This window comes from Hydrogenophaga pseudoflava NBRC 102511, from assembly GCF_001592285.1.
In the GTDB taxonomy this organism is placed as follows: Bacteria; Pseudomonadota; Gammaproteobacteria; order Burkholderiales; family Burkholderiaceae_C; genus Hydrogenophaga; species Hydrogenophaga pseudoflava.
The window spans coordinates 58,617-75,331 of the sequence record NZ_BCWQ01000010.1 but is presented as its reverse complement, the minus strand read 5'-3'; the positions used below and the strand labels follow the sequence as shown (position 1 = coordinate 75,331).

Genomic DNA, 16,715 nt, shown 5'->3' with positions numbered 1-16,715 from the left:
AAGGTTTTCTTTGATGTCCTTTGTTGCGCTGCGGGCTTGCGCCCCGGCGCAATCGTGGGCATAGTGGGTTCAAGACATCCCCGAGGCCGCAGGGGGGTCCGCCCCACCGGCGGCTTGTGTCAACCCGGAGCATTAGGAGGCTCTTGTATGAACCTGACGATCAGCGGTCACCACCTCGAAGTCACCCCCGCCCTGCGCGGTTACGTCACTTCCAAACTGGAACGCATCTCCCGACACTTCGACCAGGTGGTCGACATCAAGGTGCTGCTGACGGTGGACAACCTCAAGGAGAAAGACCAACGGCAGAAGGCCGAATGCAACATCCATGTCAAGGGGAAAGACCTGTTTGCCGAATCGGCTCACGCCGATCTGTACGCCGCTGTCGATGAACTGGCCGACAAGTTGGACCGTCAGGTGCTGCGCTACAAGGACAAGGCGCAAGATCACCACCACGATTCGGCCAAACGGCTGATGTGAGTCCCCGCTGCGGCCGGCCGCCTTGGCGCCGCGCGTGCTGCAATGCAACAAGCCGCTTGGAAAGTCAAGCGGCTTTTTTGTACCTGCTGTCTAGGCAAGCATCCTCAACTCGGCATAATTTGCGCTCCGAAGAGGCCCCAATGAACCGTCTATCCGTGATCCTGCCTGCCACCCAAGTGCTCGTTGGTGTGGACGCCACCAGCAAGAAGCGTGCTTTTGAAGAGGCGGGCCTTCTGTTTGAAACCCTGCATGGTCTCAACCGTGCGCTGATCACCGACAGCCTGTTCGCCCGGGAGCGCCTGGGCTCCACCGGGCTGGGTCATGGCGTGGCCATTCCCCATGGTCGCATCAAGGGCCTCAAGCAGCCGCTGGCCGCCGTGTTCCAGCTGGGCAACCCGATCGGCTTCGACGCGCCCGACGAACAGCCGGTGCAGCTGATGATCTTCCTGCTGGTGCCGGAAGCCGCCACGCAGAAGCATCTGGAAATCCTCTCCGAGATCGCCGAACTGCTCAGCGACAGCCCGCTGCGCGAGCAGATGAAGAACTCGACCGACGCGGCCGCCCTGCACGCGCTCATCACCGGTTGGCAGTCGGCCCACGCGGCCGCATAAGACTTGCCTGCCCCCACGCTCCACCGCTGCGCGGGTCGCTGCCCCCCGAGGGGGCTGGTCTTGCCTTGGGGTGGCCTTGTGGCAGGCCCTTCCAACGTCGTTTCATGAAGCCCACCGTTGTCAGTGCCGACGTTCTTTTCGAAGACCACCGCGATGCGCTGAAATGGCAATGGGTCGCCGGGCTCGGAGCGTCCGAGCGCCGGTTTGACGAGGTTGCGGTGCGCGAAGCCCGCTCGGGCGCCGACTTGGTTGGCTACCTCAACTACATCCATCCGTACCGTGTCCAGGTGTTCGGTGAGAGGGAGATGGCCTACCTCACCAGCCCCAGCGACGACGACAACCGGCGCCGCATCGCGCGCATCGTGACCCTGGAGCCGCCGGTGCTGATCGTGGCCGACGGCCAGGCGGTGCCTGATCCGCTGATGGCGATGGCCGAACGTGCACAGATCCCGATGTTCGCGACGCCCGAGCCGGCCGCGTTCGTGATCGACGTGTTGCGGGCCTACCTGTCGCGCCACTTTGCCGACCGGTCTTCCATGCACGGCGTGTTCATGGACATCCTGGGCATGGGGGTGATGATCACGGGCGAGTCGGGCCTGGGCAAAAGCGAGCTGGGGCTGGAACTGATCTCTCGTGGTCACGGTCTGGTGGCCGACGACGCGGTGGACCTCTACCGCATCAACCAGACCAGCGTGGAGGGGCGCTGCCCCGAGCTGCTGCAGAACCTGCTGGAAGTGCGCGGCATCGGCCTGCTGGACATCAAGGCGATCTTTGGCGAAACCGCGGTGCGCCGCAAGATGCGCTTGCAGCTCATCGTGCACCTGGTGCGCAAAGAAACCATGGAGCGGGACTACGACCGGATGCCGCACGAGCCCCTGTACCAGGATGTGCTGGGTGTACCCGTCAGGAAGGCCGTGATCCAGGTGGTGGCCGGCCGCAACATCGCCGTGCTGGTGGAAGCGGCGGTGCGCAACACCATCCTGCAGTTCCGCGGCATCGACACCTACCAGGAGTTCGTCTCGCGCCACCGCGCGGCCATGATGCGCAGCGAGTGAATCAGGGACCGCGACGGGTCAGCGGTGATCCGCCGGTGTGGCGCGGTGCGGGCAATCCGCCTTGCTGCACGTGGCGTACAGCGAGAGGGCGTGTTCCTGGAGCACAAACCCCCGGGTTTTGGCAATCATCTGCTGGCGCTTTTCGATTTCCGGATCGAAGAACTCCTCGACCCGACCACAGTCCAGGCACACCAGGTGGTCGTGGTGCTGGCCCTCGTTGAGTTCGTAGACGGCCTTGCCCGACTCAAAGTTGCTGCGCGAGAGCAGGCCGGCCTGCTCGAACTGCATCAGCACGCGGTAGACCGTGGCGAGGCCAATGTCGGAGTGCTCTTCGAGCAGGATGCGGTAGACGTCCTCCGCCGTCATGTGGCGGCGCTTGGCGTTTTGAAAGACTTCGAGAATCTTCAGCCGCGGCAGGGTGGCCTTCAGGCCCGTGCTCTTGAGTTCTTCGATGTTGGACATGGCGGCAGAAGCGGGTGGCAATTGAATGGCCGCCGGATCCTGTCTGGACCCCGGGGCTACAATGGCCGGATCATATCGTCAGCGCGCGGCGGTGGTGCCAATGACCCGGGGATCCCCGCGGTCGAGCGCTTTATCTGAGAGTCGCACATGCGCCTGTCTATCCTGAATCCCCTGATGCAGCCGCAGGCCCGTATCCGCAGTGGCGCATGGCCACGCTCTGCACTGGTGCTGGCTGCCTGCATGGCCCTCGGGGCCTGTTCCAGCGTGGGTGAGAAGATGCCTTCCGCCTCCAGCGTGGCGGGTTTCGTGACGCCCTACAAGGTGGACGTTCTTCAGGGCAACGTGGTGACCCGCGAGCAGGCCCAGGCGCTGCAGCCGGGTATGGCGCGCGACCAGGTGCGTGGCGTGCTGGGCTCGCCGCTGCTGGCCAGTGTCTTTCATGCCGACCGCTGGGACTATGTGTTCACCCTCAAGCGCCAGGGACAGCCGCCGCAGCAGCGCCGGTTGACCGTGTTCTTCAAGGGCGACGTCATGGACCGCATCGAGGCGGACGAACTCCCCAGCGAAACCGAGTTCGTGTCGTCCCTGGATTCCCGCCGCAAGACCGAGAAGGTGCCGCCACTGGAGGCCACCGAAGAGCAGCTCAAGGCCTTCCAGGCGCGCAATGCAGGGTCTGCGCCCGCCCCGGCGCCGGCGACCCCAGCCGCGCCCTCCACTTCTTACCCACCGCTGGAAACCTCAGGGGCACCACGATGAGCCTGGCGACCGACTCCCTGCACCGGGTGTGCATCGCCGGTGCCAGTGGCCGCATGGGCCAGATGCTGGTCGACGCGGTGCGTGGCAGCGGTGACTGCACGCTGACCGGCGCGCTGGATGTGGCGACGAGCACCGCCATCGGCCTCGATGCAGGCGCGTTCTCCGGCAGGTCCACAGGGGTAGCAATCACTGCCGACCTCGCCGCCGGACTGGCGGGCAGCCAGGTGCTGATCGACTTCACCCGCCCCGAGGGCACGATGGCGCACCTCAAGGCCTGTGTGGCCCACAAGGTCAACCTGGTGATCGGGACCACGGGTTTCAGCGATGAGCAGAAGGCCGAGATCGCGGAGGCCACGAAGTCGATCGCCATCGTGATGGCGCCCAACATGAGCGTGGGTGTGAACGTCACGCTCAAGCTCCTGGAGATGGCGGCCAAGGCCCTGTCGACCGGGTACGACATCGAGATCATCGAGGCACACCACCGCCACAAGGTCGATGCCCCCAGCGGCACAGCCCTGAAGATGGGCGAGGTGATCGCCGACGCCCTCGGCCGCAACCTCAAAGACTGCGCGGTGTACGGCCGTGAGGGTGTCACCGGCGAGCGGGATCCGTCGACGATCGGTTTTGCAACCGTGCGCGGCGGTGACATTGTGGGCGACCACACCGTGCTGTTCGCCGGCACCGGCGAGCGCATTGAAATCACCCACAAGTCCAGCAGCCGCGCCACCTATGCGCAGGGCAGCCTGCGCGCGGTGCGGTTCCTGGCCGGCCGGTCGGCTGGCCTGTACGACATGTTTGACGTGCTCGGCCTGCGCTGAGCCGGACGGGACGAGGGAGAACGATTCATGGGTGGCGTCTGGCAAACCATCTGGCAGGGCGATGCGGTCAGCCGCAGTGTGGCCCTGCTGCTGCTGGCCATGTCGGTCGCGAGCTGGGTCGTGATCCTCTGGAAGGGGTGGCTCCTGCGCAGGGCGGTGCGCGACGTTCAGACCTCGACCGCCGCCTTCTGGCAGGCCGGATACCTCGACGAGGCGCAGCAGCGCCTCAAGACCTTCGATCCCCGCCGTCTGGTGCTGCCTCTGCTGGAGGCCGCCCGCACCATCGAACAGGCCGCCCCGCAGACGCTGGCCGCCGCCGGCGACCGCTCGCAGCAGCTCACGCGCGCGCTGCGCGATGCGCTGCACCGGGTGCTGCACCGCCTGCAGTTCGGGCAGGTGCTGCTGGCCACCGTGGGCTCCACGGCGCCTTTCGTGGGCCTGCTGGGCACGGTGTGGGGCATCTATCACGCGCTCACCGAGATCGGCATCGACGGCAAGTTCCGCATCGAACAGGTGTCCGGCCCCGTGGGCGAGGCGCTGGTCATGACGGCGGCCGGACTGGCCGTCGCCATCCCGGCGGTGCTGGCCTACAACGTGCTGGGCCGTCAGATCGCCCGCATCGAGGCGGATCTCGAGGGCTTCGCGCGCGACCTGCGCGAGCTGCTGGTGCACCACCAGGAGCGTGCGCAGTGAGCTTCGGACGACTGGAAAAACCGGGCGGCAACCAGCCGATCAGCGACATCAACGTCACGCCGCTGGTGGACGTGATGCTGGTGCTGCTGGTGATCTTCATCATCACCGCGCCGCTGATGTCCAGCCGGCTGGAGCTGGAGCTTCCCAAGACCGAAGACAAGGCCGCCCAGGTCGAGGAGCCCGAGGCCTTCGTTTCGATCAGCGTCGATGCACAGGGTCAGGTCTACTGGGACGAGCAGCCGGTGGATGCGGCCGCGCTCCAGAAGCGCCTGGAAGAGATCGCCAGGCGCGACCCGGAAACCGAGCTGCAGCTGCGCGCCGACACCGCGGTGCCCTACGGGCGCATGGTGCAGCTGATCGGGATGGCGCAGTCCGTCGGCCTTTCACGCATCGGTTTTGTGGCCGATCCGGCCACGGGCGCACCCTCCGCGCCGGTGCCGGGCCGCTGAACCGCAAGCCCTAAAATCAGGGGCGACGCAGTCCGCTGCCCCTTCCGAACGCCGGCCCAGCCCGGCCCCAGCCCCATGCAAGACAAATACGCCCACCAGGACGTCGAGCGCGCAGCGCACGCCCACTGGACCGCCACCGACGCCTACCGCGTGACCGAAGACGCCGGCAAGAAGAAGTTCTATGCCTGCTCCATGCTGCCCTATCCCAGCGGCAAGCTGCACATGGGCCACGTGCGCAACTACACCATCAACGACATGCTCACGCGCTACCTGCGCATGAACGGTCACAACGTGCTCATGCCCATGGGCTGGGACGCCTTCGGCCTGCCGGCCGAGAACGCGGCACTCAAGAACGGCGTGCCGCCGGCCAAGTGGACCTACGAAAACATCGCCTACATGAAGCAGCAGATGCAGGCGATGGGCTTGGCCATCGACTGGTCGCGCGAGGTCGCCACCTGTTCTCCGGACTACTACAAGTGGAATCAGTGGCTGTTTCTGAAGATGCTGGACAAGGGCATCGCCTACCGCAAGACCCAGGTCGTCAACTGGGACCCGGTGGACCAGACCGTGCTGGCCAACGAGCAGGTGATCGACGGCCGCGGCTGGCGCACCGGCGCGTTGGTCGAAAAGCGTGAGATTCCCGGGTATTACCTGAACATCACGTCCTATGCCGACGAACTGCTCAACCACGTGCAGCTGGGCAATGAGAAGGCGACGCTCAACGGCTGGCCCGACAAGGTCCGCCTGATGCAGGAAAACTGGATCGGCAAGAGCGAGGGTGTGCGCTTTGCCTTCACGCACGACATCCAGGGTACCGACGGCGCGCTGATCGGCGACGGCAAGATGTACGTGTTCACCACGCGCGCCGACACCATCATGGGTGTGACGTTCTGCGCGGTGGCCGCCGAGCACCCGCTGGCACACCACGCCGCCTCGACGCAGCCCGCGCTGGCCGCCTTCATCAACGAGTGCAAGACCGGCGGCACGACCGAGGCCGAGCTGGCCACGCAGGAAAAGAAGGGCATGGCCACAGGCCTGTTCGTCACCCACCCGCTGACCGGCGCACAGATTGAGGTCTGGGTCGGCAACTACGTGCTCATGAGTTACGGCGACGGCGCTGTCATGGGTGTGCCGGCGCACGACGAGCGCGATTTCGCGTTCGCGCTCAAGTACCAGTTGCCGATCAAGCAGGTCGTGGCGGTCGAAGGCGAGACCTTCTCCACCGACGCCTGGGCCGAGTGGTATGGCGACAAACAGAAGTGCGTGTGCGTGAACTCCGGCGAACTCGACGGCCTGGGCCACAAGGCCGCGGTGGACAAGGTCGCCGAGCTGCTGGCCGCCAGGGGTCTGGGCGAGAAGAAGACCACGTTCCGCCTGCGCGACTGGGGCATCAGCCGCCAGCGCTACTGGGGCACGCCGATCCCGATCATCCACTGCGAGTCCTGCGGCCCGGTGCCGGTGCCCGAGAAGGACTTGCCGGTGCGCCTGCCCGAGGACCTGGTGCCGGACGGCAGCGGCAACCCGCTGAACAAGTGCGAGGCCTTCCTGAAGGTGGACTGCCCCTGCTGCGGCAAACCCGCGCGGCGCGAGACCGACACCATGGACACCTTCGTGGATTCGTCCTGGTACTTCATGCGCTATTGCGACCCGACCAATTCTGAAAAGATGGTCGCGGGCGGCGCCGACTACTGGATGCCGATGGACCAGTACATCGGTGGCATTGAGCACGCCATCCTGCATCTGCTGTACGCGCGTTTCTGGACCAAGGTCATGCGCGATCTGGGCCTGGTGAAGGTGGACGAGCCCTTCACCAAGCTGCTGACGCAGGGCATGGTGCTCAACCACATCTACTCGCGCCGCACCGAGAAGGGCGGCAAGGAGTATTTCTGGCCGCACGACGTGGAGCATGTGCTCGACGAAGGCGGCAAGATCGTCGGCGCGAAGCTGAAGAACGCGGTGGGTGACCTGCCGGTGGGCACGGCCATCGACTACGAGGGCGTGGGCACCATGTCCAAGTCCAAGAACAACGGCGTCGACCCGCAGGACCTGATCGAGAAGTACGGCGCCGACACCGCGCGCCTGTACACCATGTTCACCGCGCCGCCCGAGGCCACACTGGAGTGGAACGACGCGGCCGTGGAGGGCAGCTACCGCTTCCTGCGCCGCGTCTGGGGGTTCGGCCACAAGCTCAGCGCCATCGGTGGCCTGGGTGCGCTGGCGGCCGGCGTGTCGGGACAGAGCCTGTCCAAGGCGGCCAAGGCGCTGCGTCTGGAGATCCACACCGTGCTCAAGCAGGTGGACTATGACTACCAGCGCATGCAGTACAACACCGTGGTCTCGGGCGCGATGAAGATGCTCAACGCGCTGGAAGACTTCAAGGGCGATGGCGGCGAGGGCGACAACGCCGCGCTGGCAGAGGGCTTCGGCATCCTGCTGCGCGCGCTGTATCCCGCCACCCCGCACATCGCCCACACGCTCTGGAGCGGGCTGGGCTATGCCGCCGTGTCGGGCGACCTGCTGGATGCGCCCTGGCCCAAGGCCGATGAATCGGCCCTGCAGCGCGACGAGATCGAGCTGGTCCTCCAGGTCAACGGCAAGCTCCGTGGCAGCGTGACCGTGCCGGCCGGCGCCGACAAGGCCGCCATCGAGGCCGCTGCGCTGGCCAGCGAGGCGTTCCAGAAAGCCGCCAACGGCGCTGCGCCCAAGAAGGTCGTGGTGGTGCCCGGCCGTCTGGTGAACGTGGTGGTATAAAACTTCGATTCCCGTCGCATGTCCCCTTTCAACCGAGCGAGAACCCAAGCCATGGCCCCTGCTGTCCTGAAATCACCGGCCCGTCGGGCCGCCCTGCGGGGTCTGGCAGCGGCCGGTTCGGCAGGTCTTCTGGCCGGTCTGACGGGCTGCGGTTTTGCGCTGCGCCAGGCGCCCAAGTTCGCGTTCGAGTCGGTGCAGGTGGCGGGCTTTGAAAACACCTCGGTGTCCCGGTCGCTGCAGCAGGCGCTGGTGTCGTCGGGGCTGCGCGTGGTCAATTCGTCGGCTGGCGCCCGGGCGCCGGTGGATCCCGCGCAGGCCGCGGTGCCGCCGCAGGTGGTGCTCATCGTCACACTGGACCGCCATGAGCGCGTGGTGTCCGGCCAGACCGACACCGGCCAGGTGCGGGAACTGACCCTGCGCGCCCGGTTCCGTTTCCGGCTGGTGACCCCGGCGGGAAAGATCCTGATCGAAGACACCGAGCTGCTGCTGGAGCGCGACATCAGCTTCAGCGAAACGGCGGCCCTGGCCAAGGCCGCCGAAGAGAACCTGATGTTCCGCGACATGGACGGCGACATCGTGCAGCAGGTGCTGCGCCGGCTCGCCGCTGTGAAGACCCTCTGATCCCATGCAGCTTGCCGCCCCGCAGCTGGCCGGGCATCTGCAAAAGGGACTGCGCTCCCTCTACACGCTGCACGGTGATGAGCCGCTGCTGATCCAGGAGGCGGCGGATGCGATCCGTGCCACCGCGCGCGCCCAGGGCTACACCGAGCGCACCGTGCACACCGTGGCCGCTGCCCACTACGACTGGAGCGAGGTGCTGGCCAGCGGCGGTTCGATGAGCCTGTTTGCCGACCGGCAGCTGATCGAGATCCAGATCCCGTCGGGCAAACCGGGCAAGGACGGCTCGCAGGTGCTGCAGCAAGTGGCCGAGGCCGCGCGGGACAACGACTCGACCCTCACGCTGGTGCTGCTGCCGCGGCTGGACATGGCCACGCAGAAGGGCGCCTGGTTTGGCGCTCTGGACAGTTTTGGGGTCACCGTCCGGGTGGACCCGGTCGAGCGGCAGGCGCTGCCCGCCTGGATCGCCCAGCGCCTTCAGGCCCAGGGGCAGCGGGTGTCGGCCGGAGAAGCAGGGCAGCGCACGCTGCAGTTTTTTGCCGACCGGGTCGAGGGCAACCTGCTGGCGGCGCACCAGGAAATCCAGAAGCTGGGTCTGCTGTATCCGGCTGGCGAACTGAGCTTCGAGCAGATCGAGAACGCGGTGCTGAACGTGGCCCGCTACACGCCGTTCAAGCTGGCCGAGGCGGTGCTGGGCGGCCAGGTGCTGCGGGTGCAGCGCATGCTCGATGGCCTGCAGGCCGAGGGGGAGGCTGCGGTGCTGGTGCACTTCGCGCTGTCCGAGGACATCCGCACGCTGCACCGGGTGCGCGCCGCGATGGACGCCGGCCGGCCGCTGCCCATGGCACTGCGCGAGAACCGGGTCTGGGGTGTCAAGGAAAAGCTGATGGAGCGCGCGCTGCCGTTGATCCGGCCCGCACAGCTGGCGCAGTGGCTGCAGGACGCGCACACGGTGGACGGTATCGTCAAGGGGCTCAAGCAGCCCGACTGGCCGGCCGATCCGTGGGACGCCTTGCACCGCATGGCACTGAGGGTGGCCAATGCCTGTGCGCTGAAGTAGGCACTCTGCGAAAATCGCGTGATGAACGCGATTTCCACTTCCGAACTGATGAACACCCTGGGTAGCCAGGCCAAGGCCGCTTCGGCGCTGATGGCCAAGGCCGGTGCCGCGACCAAGATCAAGGTGCTGCGCGAGCTGGCGCGCCTGCTGCGCGAGAACGTCGCCCCGCTGCAGGTGGAGAACGCGAAAGACCTGGAGCGGGCCCGCGCCGCCGGTCTGGCCGAGCCCATGGTGGACCGGCTCAAGCTGACGCCCAAGGTGCTGGAGACCTGCGCCGAGGGCTGTGAGCAGCTGGCGGCCATGCCGGACATCATCGGCGAGATCTCGGGCATGAAGCAGATGCCCAGCGGCATCCGCGTGGGCCAGATGCGGGTGCCCATCGGCGTGTTCGGCATGATCTACGAGAGCCGCCCGAACGTGACCATCGAGGCCGCCAGCCTGAGCATCAAGAGTGGCAACGCCTGCATCCTGCGCGGCGGTTCCGAGGCCATCGATTCCAACCGGGCGCTCGCCGCGCTGGTGCAGCAGGCCCTGGTGGCCGCGGGTCTGCCGGCCGACGCGGTGCAGCTGGTGCCCACCACCGACCGCGCCGCCGTGGGCCAGCTGATCGCCATGCCGCAGTACGTGGACGTGATCATCCCGCGCGGTGGCAAGGGCCTGATCGAGCGCATCAGCGCCGAGGCCAAGGTGCCGGTCATCAAGCACCTGGACGGCAACTGCCACACCTACGTGGACGACCCCTGCGACATCGCCATGGCGGTGAAGGTGGCCGACAACGCCAAGACCCAGAAGTACAGCCCCTGCAACGCCACCGAAAGCCTGCTGGTGGCGCGCGGCGTGGCGGCTGAGTTCCTGCCAAAGATCGGCGCCGTCTACGCCGCCAAGGGTGTGGAGATGCGCGGCTGCCCCGAGGCCCAGGCCATCCTGGCCGCCGTGCCCGGTGCCCATGTGACGACCGCCAGCGAACAGGACTGGAGCGAGGAATACCTCGCGCCCGTCGTCAGCGTGAAGCTGGTGGACGGCGTGGACGAGGCCATCGCCCACATCAACCGCTATTCCAGCCACCACACCGACGCCATCCTCACCACCGACCACGTGCACGCCCAGCGCTTTCTGCGCGAGGTCGATTCGGCAAGTGTCATGGTGAATGCGAGCACCCGCTTCGCAGACGGCTTCGAGTACGGGCTGGGCGCCGAAATCGGTATCAGCACCGACAAGTTCCACGCCCGCGGGCCGGTCGGCGTCGAAGGCCTGACCTCGCTGAAGTACGTGGTGCTGGGCGAAGGCGAAATCCGCACCTGAGCGGGGCTTGCAAGCCGGGCCGCCGCCCCCATTTCCGACCTTTGGCTGTCTTGGCCGGTCCCTACAATGGGGCGGTCGTCTTATTCTTCGCGCAAAGGTTGTCCCATGGTTCCGCACCTCGTCACGGCATTGACCGGTCCGATCAACGAGCTGGAGCAGCGGATCCTCGAGTCCACGCCGGTGATCGAGCGCTGGTTCCGTCTGGAATGGATGGAGCACACCCCGCCGTTCTACACCTCGGTGGACGTGCGCAACGCCGGCTTCAAGCTGGCACCGGTCGACACCAACCTCTACCCCGGCGCCTGGAACCACCTGACGCCCGAGATGATGCCGCTGGCGGTGCAGGCGGCGATGGCGGCGATCGAGAAGATCTGCCCCGAGGCCAAGAACCTGCTGCTGGTGCCGGAAAACCGCACCGACTCCTTCTACCTGGCCAACCTGGCGCAGCTGCAGCGCATCTTCTACCAGGCCGGCCTGAACGTGCGCCTGGGCTCGCTGTCCAACGACATCAAGGCACCGACCACCTTCGACCTGCCCGGCGGCGAGTCGGTCACGCTCGAACCGCTGATCCGCAGCAAGCGCCGCCTGGGCCTCAAGCACTTCGACCCCTGCACCATCCTGCTCAACAACGACCTGGCCGCCGGTGCGCCGGGCATCCTGGAAGACCTGCACGAGCAGTACCTGCTGCCGCCGCTGCACGCCGGCTGGGGCATCCGCCGCAAGAGCAACCACTTCAAGGCCTATGAAGAGGTGGCCAAGCGTTTCGGCAAACTGCTGGGCATGGACCCCTGGCTGATCACGCCCATGTTCAACCAGTGCGGCGCGGTGAACTTCGCCGAGCAGAGCGGGCTGGAGTGCCTGCGCAGCAACACCGACGCGCTGCTGGCGCGCGTGCGGCGCAAGTACAAGGAATACGGCATCAACGAGAAGCCCTTTGTCGTCATCAAGGCCGACAACAGCCATGCGGCGCTGGGCCAGCTGACGGTGCGCGACGCCAAGGAGCTGGACGATGCCTGGTTCCAGGCGCGCGCCAAGGCCACTGCGGGGCACGCGATCGGCGAAGTGATCATCCAGGAAGGCGTGCTCACCAACGAGCGCATCAACGCCGCCGTGGCCGAGCCGGTGGTCTACATGATGGACCGCTACGTGGTGGGGGGCTTCTACCGCGTGCACGCCGACCGCAGCACCGACGAGAGCCTGTCGGCCCCGGGCGCGAGCTTCGTGCCCCTGGCCTTCGAGCAGAGCGCCCAGCTGCCGCAGCCGGGTGCCAAACCCGGGGCCAGCGTGCCCAACCGCTTCTACATGTACGGGGTGATCGGTCGGCTGGCCATGCTGTCGGCCGCCTACGAACTCGAAGCCACCGACCCCGAGGCCGAAACCTACGACTGACGCCGGACGGTTGTTGCGCCGCAACATCCGGCGCCCGGCCGTCCGTTTGAGGCCATCTCCCGGCTGACAGCCAGGTGGGCGCGGGCGCAGAATCGCGGTCTTCCAGACAACGGGTCTGGCCCGCCCGGGCCGGACGGTTTTGTGTCCTCGAACAAGTCGTCGCTTGCTGCGCTCACCCTGGGCGCCATCGGTGTGGTCTACGGCGATATCGGCACCTCGGTGCTGTACGCCATCAAGGAAATTTTCGGGTCGGGCCATGTGCCCTTCACCCACGCCAACGTCTACGGCGTGCTCTCCATCGTCTTCTGGACGCTGACGGTCATCGTCTCCCTCAAGTACGTCACCCTCGTGCTGCGCGCTGACAACGGCGGCGAAGGCGGCCTGATCGCGATGCTGGCGCTGGCCTCGCAGGCGGTGAAAGACAAGCCCGAACTGCGCAAGTGGCTGCTGGCCATCGGCATCTTCGGCACCTCGCTGTTCTACGGCGACGGCGTCATCACACCGGCCATCTCGGTGCTGTCCGCGGTGGAGGGTCTGGAGGTGGTGTCGCCCCACTTCAGGAAATACGTGGTGCCCATCACGCTGCTGGTGCTGTTCGCGCTGTTCTTCGTGCAAAAGCGCGGCACGGGTGGCATCGGCCGGTTCTTCGGACCGATCACCGTGCTGTGGTTCCTGTCCATCGCCCTGCTGGCGGTCCCACACATCGTCGGCCACCCCGAGATCCTGGGGGCGCTCAGCCCGCACCATGCGCTGCGCTTCATGTGGGAGCAGCCGGGCACGACTTTCATCATCCTGGGCGCGGTGGTGCTGTGCGTCACCGGTGGCGAGGCGCTGTACGCCGACATGGGCCATTTCGGCAAGAAGCCGATCCGCCTGGCCTGGTTTTCCATCGTCATGCCCTGCCTCACCATCAACTACTTCGGCCAGGGCGCGCTGCTGCTGGAAGACCCGGAGGCGGTGAAGAACCCCTTCTTCAACATGGCGCCCGACTGGGCCCTGCTGCCCCTGGTGGGCCTGGCCACCATGGCCACGGTGATCGCCTCGCAGGCGCTGATCTCCGGCGCCTTCAGCGTGACCAAGCAGGCCATCCAGCTGGGCTACCTGCCGCGCCTGAACATCCGCCACACCAGCGTCAGCGACACCGGGCAGATCTACATCCCCTTCGTCAACTGGGGCCTGTTCACCGCCATCGTGCTGGCCGTGGTGATGTTCAAGTCCTCGTCCAACCTGGCGGCGGCCTACGGCATCGCCGTCACGCTGGACATGCTCATCACCACGGTGCTGACCTTCTTTGTCATCCGCTACGGCTGGAAGTACCCGCTGGCCCTGTGCGTGGCCGCCACCGGCTGGTTCTTCATTGTCGACCTGGCCTTCTTCAGCTCCAACCTGCTCAAGCTGTTTGCGGGCGGCTGGTTCCCGCTGCTGATCGGTGGCGTGGTGTTCACGCTGATGATGACCTGGAAACAGGGCAGGGCCCTGATGGCCAAGGCGCAGCAGGCCGAGGCGATCGAGCTGGACAGCTTCCTCGAAGCCGTGTTCATGGACCCGCCCACGCGGGTGGCCGGCACGGCCGTGTTCCTGACCGCGGACACCGGCACCGTGCCCAACGCGCTGCTGCACAACCTCAAGCACAACAAGGTGCTGCACGAACAGAACCTGTTCGTCACCGTGCGCAGCCACGAACGCCCCTGGATTGGCCTGGACAAGCGACTGGAAGTGGAGCCGCTGGGCCACGACTGCTGGCAAGTCGTCATCCACTACGGCTTCAAGAACGACCCGGACGTGCCCAAGGCGCTGGAACTGATGCGCGGTCGCGGCTGCGACCTGGAGCCCATGCTGACCAGCTACTTCCTCTCGCGCGACCTGGTGGTGCCCACGCTGGGCGAGGGCATGGCGCTGTGGCGCGAGAAGCTGTTCGCGCAGATGCACCACAACGCGGGTGCGGCGGCCGAGTTCCTGAACCTGCCGGCCAACGCCGTCATTGAACTGGGCTCCAAGCTGGAGATCTGACGCCCGGCACAATCGCCGGATGTCTTTTTTCCGTGACCTGAACCTCTCTGCCGCCACGGCCGGTTTCGTGGCGGTGCTGGTGGGCTTCACCAGCTCGGTCGCCATCGTCTTCCAGGCCGCGCAGGCCTTCGGCGCCACGCCCGAGCTCATCACCTCGTGGATGTGGGCGCTGGGCCTGGGCATGGGCCTTTGTTCGGCCATCCCCTCGCTGATCCTGAAGAAGCCCGTGATGGTGGCCTGGAGCACGCCGGGTGCCGCGGTGCTGGCCACGGCCGGCCTGGCCGGCGGCTTCACGATGGCGCAGGCGGTGGGCGCCTTCATGGCCTGCGCCGTGCTCATCATCCTCTCGGGCGCGACCGGCCTGTTCGAGCGGGTGATGAACCGCATTCCCATGGCGATTGCGTCGGCGCTGCTGGCAGGCGTGCTGGCGCGCTTCGGCCTGCAGGCCTTCGCCGCGGCGCAGACCGCGCTGCCGCTGGTGGTGCTGATGCTGCTGGCCTACCTTCTGGGGCGGCGCTTCCTGCCGCGCTACGCCGTGCCGCTGACGCTGCTGGTGGCAGTGGTGACCGTGGTGGCCAACGGGCAGTTCAACGCCGGTGCGCTCACGCTGCAGTGGGCGGTGCCGGTGTTCACCGCGCCCGAGTTCACCTTCGGTGCCTTCGTCAGCCTGGCGCTGCCGCTGTTCATCGTGACCATGGCCTCGCAGAACCTGCCGGGCGTGGCCGCGATCCGCGCCGCGGGCTACCACATGCCGATCTCCAGGATCATCACCATGACCGGCGTCGCCACCCTGGTGCTGGCGCCCTTCGGCGGCTACGCGCTCAACCTCAGCGCCATCACCGCCGCCATCTGCATGGGCGAGGAGGCGCACGCCGACAAGGACAAGCGCTACACCGCGGCCGTGGCCTGCGGGCTGATCTACATCGCCATCGGCCTGGTGGGCGCGGCGGTCACCGGTCTGCTGCTGGCCTTCCCCAAGGAACTGGTGCTGGCCATCGCCGGACTGGCGCTGCTGGGCAGCATCGGCGGCGGCCTGCATGCGGCGCTCAAGGACGACACCCACCGCGAAGCCGCGCTCATCACCTTCCTGGTCACGCTCAGCGGCGTGGTGATTGCCGGCATCGGCTCGGCGTTTTGGGGTGTGGTCGCCGGCGCGCTGGCGCTGTTTGTGCAACAGTACGGAGCCCGAAAGCACACACCATGAACATCCTCTTCGTTGCCGATCCGCTGGAGTCCTTCAAGACCTACAAGGACACCACTTTTTCCATGATGCGCGAGCTGCAGCAACGCGGCCACGCCATCGCCGCCACCGAGCCACGCCACATGGGCTGGCGCAGCGGCGGCACCGTCAACGCCACGGTGCGCCGCATCCGCCTGACCGGCGATCCGCACGACTGGTTCTCGGTCACCGGCGAGGCGGTCGAATCGCTGAAAGACTTCGACGCCGTGGTCATGCGCAAGGACCCGCCGTTCGACAGCGAGTTCTTCTACTGCACCCACCTGCTGGAGCAGGCGCAGCGCGAAGGTGCGCGCGTGTTCAACCGGCCCTCCGCGCTGCGCGAGCACCCGGAAAAACTCGCGCTGATGGAGTTTGCCGAGTTCGCGCCGCCCACGCTGGTGACGCGCTCGCCCGAGGCCATCCGCGCCTTCCACGCCGAACACCGGGACATCATCCTCAAGCCGCTGGACGGCATGGGCGGCATGGGCATCTTCCGAGTCGGCGCCGACGGCATGAACCTCGGCTCCATCATCGAGACGCTCAACCAGGGCGGCGCCACCAGCGTGATGGTGCAGCGCTACCTGCCCGAGATCGTGGACGGCGACAAGCGCCTGCTGCTGATCGGCGGGAAGGTCGCGCCCTATGTGCTGGCGCGCATCCCGCAGGGCAACGAGGTGCGCGGCAACCTGGCGGCGGGTGGCAAGGGCGTGGCCCAGCCGCTGTCCGACGAGAACCGCGCCGTGGCCGAGGCCATCGCGCCGGTGCTGGCGGCGCGCGGCCTGCTGCTGGTGGGGCTGGACATGATCGGCAACAAGGTCACCGAGATCAACGTCACCAGCCCGACCTGCTTCCAGGAGATTCACGACCAGACCGGCTTCGATGTGCCGGCCATGTTCGCTGACGCCTTGCTCGATGCGCTGGGCCGCTGAGCCCTTGCACCCAAATCGCTAGCGCCAAATGCATGCCGGCCGCCGTCGGTCATGCATCAAGAACCCTTGGTCCCGAAGTCGGCCGATCGTGACAAATTCGATCGGTAGAAAGTACG

At 66.7% G+C, this 16,715-nt stretch carries 16 protein-coding genes; 15 read left to right on the top strand and 1 reads right to left on the bottom strand.

The window, feature by feature from the left end; all coding sequences use genetic code 11:
• The first annotated feature begins 147 nt into the window (after positions 1–147).
• From hpf to hprK, 3 genes are all read left to right on the top strand, one after another.
• Positions 148–477, top strand: coding sequence for a ribosome hibernation-promoting factor, HPF/YfiA family (gene hpf, locus HPS01S_RS13385; RefSeq protein ID WP_066156861.1), 330 nt, complete (start codon positions 148–150; stop codon positions 475–477).
• A 140-nt stretch (positions 478–617) separates the two neighbouring features.
• The gene (locus tag HPS01S_RS13380) at positions 618–1,088 is read left to right on the top strand and encodes a PTS sugar transporter subunit IIA (RefSeq protein WP_066156858.1); all 471 of its coding nucleotides are present in this window, start codon (positions 618–620) and stop codon (positions 1,086–1,088) included.
• Positions 1,089–1,192: 104 nt separating this feature from the next.
• Positions 1,193–2,143: an HPr(Ser) kinase/phosphatase gene (gene hprK, locus HPS01S_RS13375; protein WP_066156855.1), complete on the top strand. Its 951-nt coding sequence runs from the start codon at positions 1,193–1,195 to the stop codon at positions 2,141–2,143.
• An 18-nt stretch (positions 2,144–2,161) separates the two neighbouring features.
• Here hprK and fur read toward each other — a convergent pair whose 3' ends face one another.
• Entirely contained in the window at positions 2,162–2,605 is a 444-nt protein-coding gene (fur, locus tag HPS01S_RS13370) for a ferric iron uptake transcriptional regulator (protein WP_066156852.1), read from the bottom strand.
• Positions 2,606–2,779: 174 nt separating this feature from the next.
• Here fur and HPS01S_RS13365 point away from each other — a divergent pair, with 174 nt between their 5' ends.
• The 12 genes from HPS01S_RS13365 to gshB all read left to right on the top strand — a co-directional run bounded on the left by HPS01S_RS13365 (position 2,780) and on the right by gshB (position 16,599).
• Positions 2,780–3,361: an outer membrane protein assembly factor BamE gene (locus HPS01S_RS13365; protein ID WP_066157151.1), complete on the top strand. Its 582-nt coding sequence runs from the start codon at positions 2,780–2,782 to the stop codon at positions 3,359–3,361.
• Positions 3,358–4,179, top strand: coding sequence for a 4-hydroxy-tetrahydrodipicolinate reductase (gene dapB, locus HPS01S_RS13360; protein WP_066156849.1), 822 nt, complete (start codon positions 3,358–3,360; stop codon positions 4,177–4,179). Before HPS01S_RS13365 ends, dapB begins: the two co-directional genes overlap by 4 nt.
• 27 nt (positions 4,180–4,206) lie before the next feature.
• Positions 4,207–4,872, top strand: a complete 666-nt coding sequence (locus HPS01S_RS13355; RefSeq protein ID WP_066156846.1) for a MotA/TolQ/ExbB proton channel family protein — start codon at positions 4,207–4,209, stop codon at positions 4,870–4,872.
• Positions 4,869–5,321 (top strand): ExbD/TolR family protein, encoded by a 453-nt coding sequence (locus HPS01S_RS13350; RefSeq protein WP_066156844.1) that lies wholly within the window; start codon positions 4,869–4,871, stop codon positions 5,319–5,321. The genes HPS01S_RS13355 and HPS01S_RS13350 overlap by 4 nt, the downstream gene beginning before the upstream one ends.
• 75 nt (positions 5,322–5,396) lie before the next feature.
• On the top strand, positions 5,397–8,072 hold the full coding sequence (gene leuS / locus HPS01S_RS13345) for a leucine--tRNA ligase (RefSeq protein ID WP_066156842.1): 2,676 nt from the start codon (positions 5,397–5,399) through the stop codon (positions 8,070–8,072).
• Between the two features lie 51 nt (positions 8,073–8,123).
• On the top strand, positions 8,124–8,693 hold the full coding sequence (locus HPS01S_RS13340; RefSeq protein ID WP_079367384.1) for an LPS-assembly lipoprotein LptE: 570 nt from the start codon (positions 8,124–8,126) through the stop codon (positions 8,691–8,693).
• A 4-nt stretch (positions 8,694–8,697) separates the two neighbouring features.
• Positions 8,698–9,750 (top strand): DNA polymerase III subunit delta, encoded by a 1,053-nt coding sequence (holA, locus tag HPS01S_RS13335; protein WP_066156840.1) that lies wholly within the window; start codon positions 8,698–8,700, stop codon positions 9,748–9,750.
• A gap of 21 nt (positions 9,751–9,771) precedes the next feature.
• Positions 9,772–11,052: a glutamate-5-semialdehyde dehydrogenase gene (locus HPS01S_RS13330; protein ID WP_066156838.1), complete on the top strand. Its 1,281-nt coding sequence runs from the start codon at positions 9,772–9,774 to the stop codon at positions 11,050–11,052.
• Between the two features lie 105 nt (positions 11,053–11,157).
• Entirely contained in the window at positions 11,158–12,441 is a 1,284-nt protein-coding gene (gshA, locus tag HPS01S_RS13325; protein WP_066156836.1) for a glutamate--cysteine ligase, read from the top strand.
• Between the two features lie 141 nt (positions 12,442–12,582).
• The gene (locus HPS01S_RS13320; protein WP_066156834.1) at positions 12,583–14,451 is read left to right on the top strand and encodes a potassium transporter Kup; all 1,869 of its coding nucleotides are present in this window, start codon (positions 12,583–12,585) and stop codon (positions 14,449–14,451) included.
• Positions 14,452–14,470: 19 nt separating this feature from the next.
• Entirely contained in the window at positions 14,471–15,655 is a 1,185-nt protein-coding gene (locus HPS01S_RS13315) for a benzoate/H(+) symporter BenE family transporter (RefSeq protein WP_066156832.1), read from the top strand.
• Entirely contained in the window at positions 15,652–16,599 is a 948-nt protein-coding gene (gene gshB, locus HPS01S_RS13310) for a glutathione synthase (RefSeq protein ID WP_066156828.1), read from the top strand. The genes HPS01S_RS13315 and gshB overlap by 4 nt, the downstream gene beginning before the upstream one ends.
• Positions 16,600–16,715: the final 116 nt, after the last annotated feature.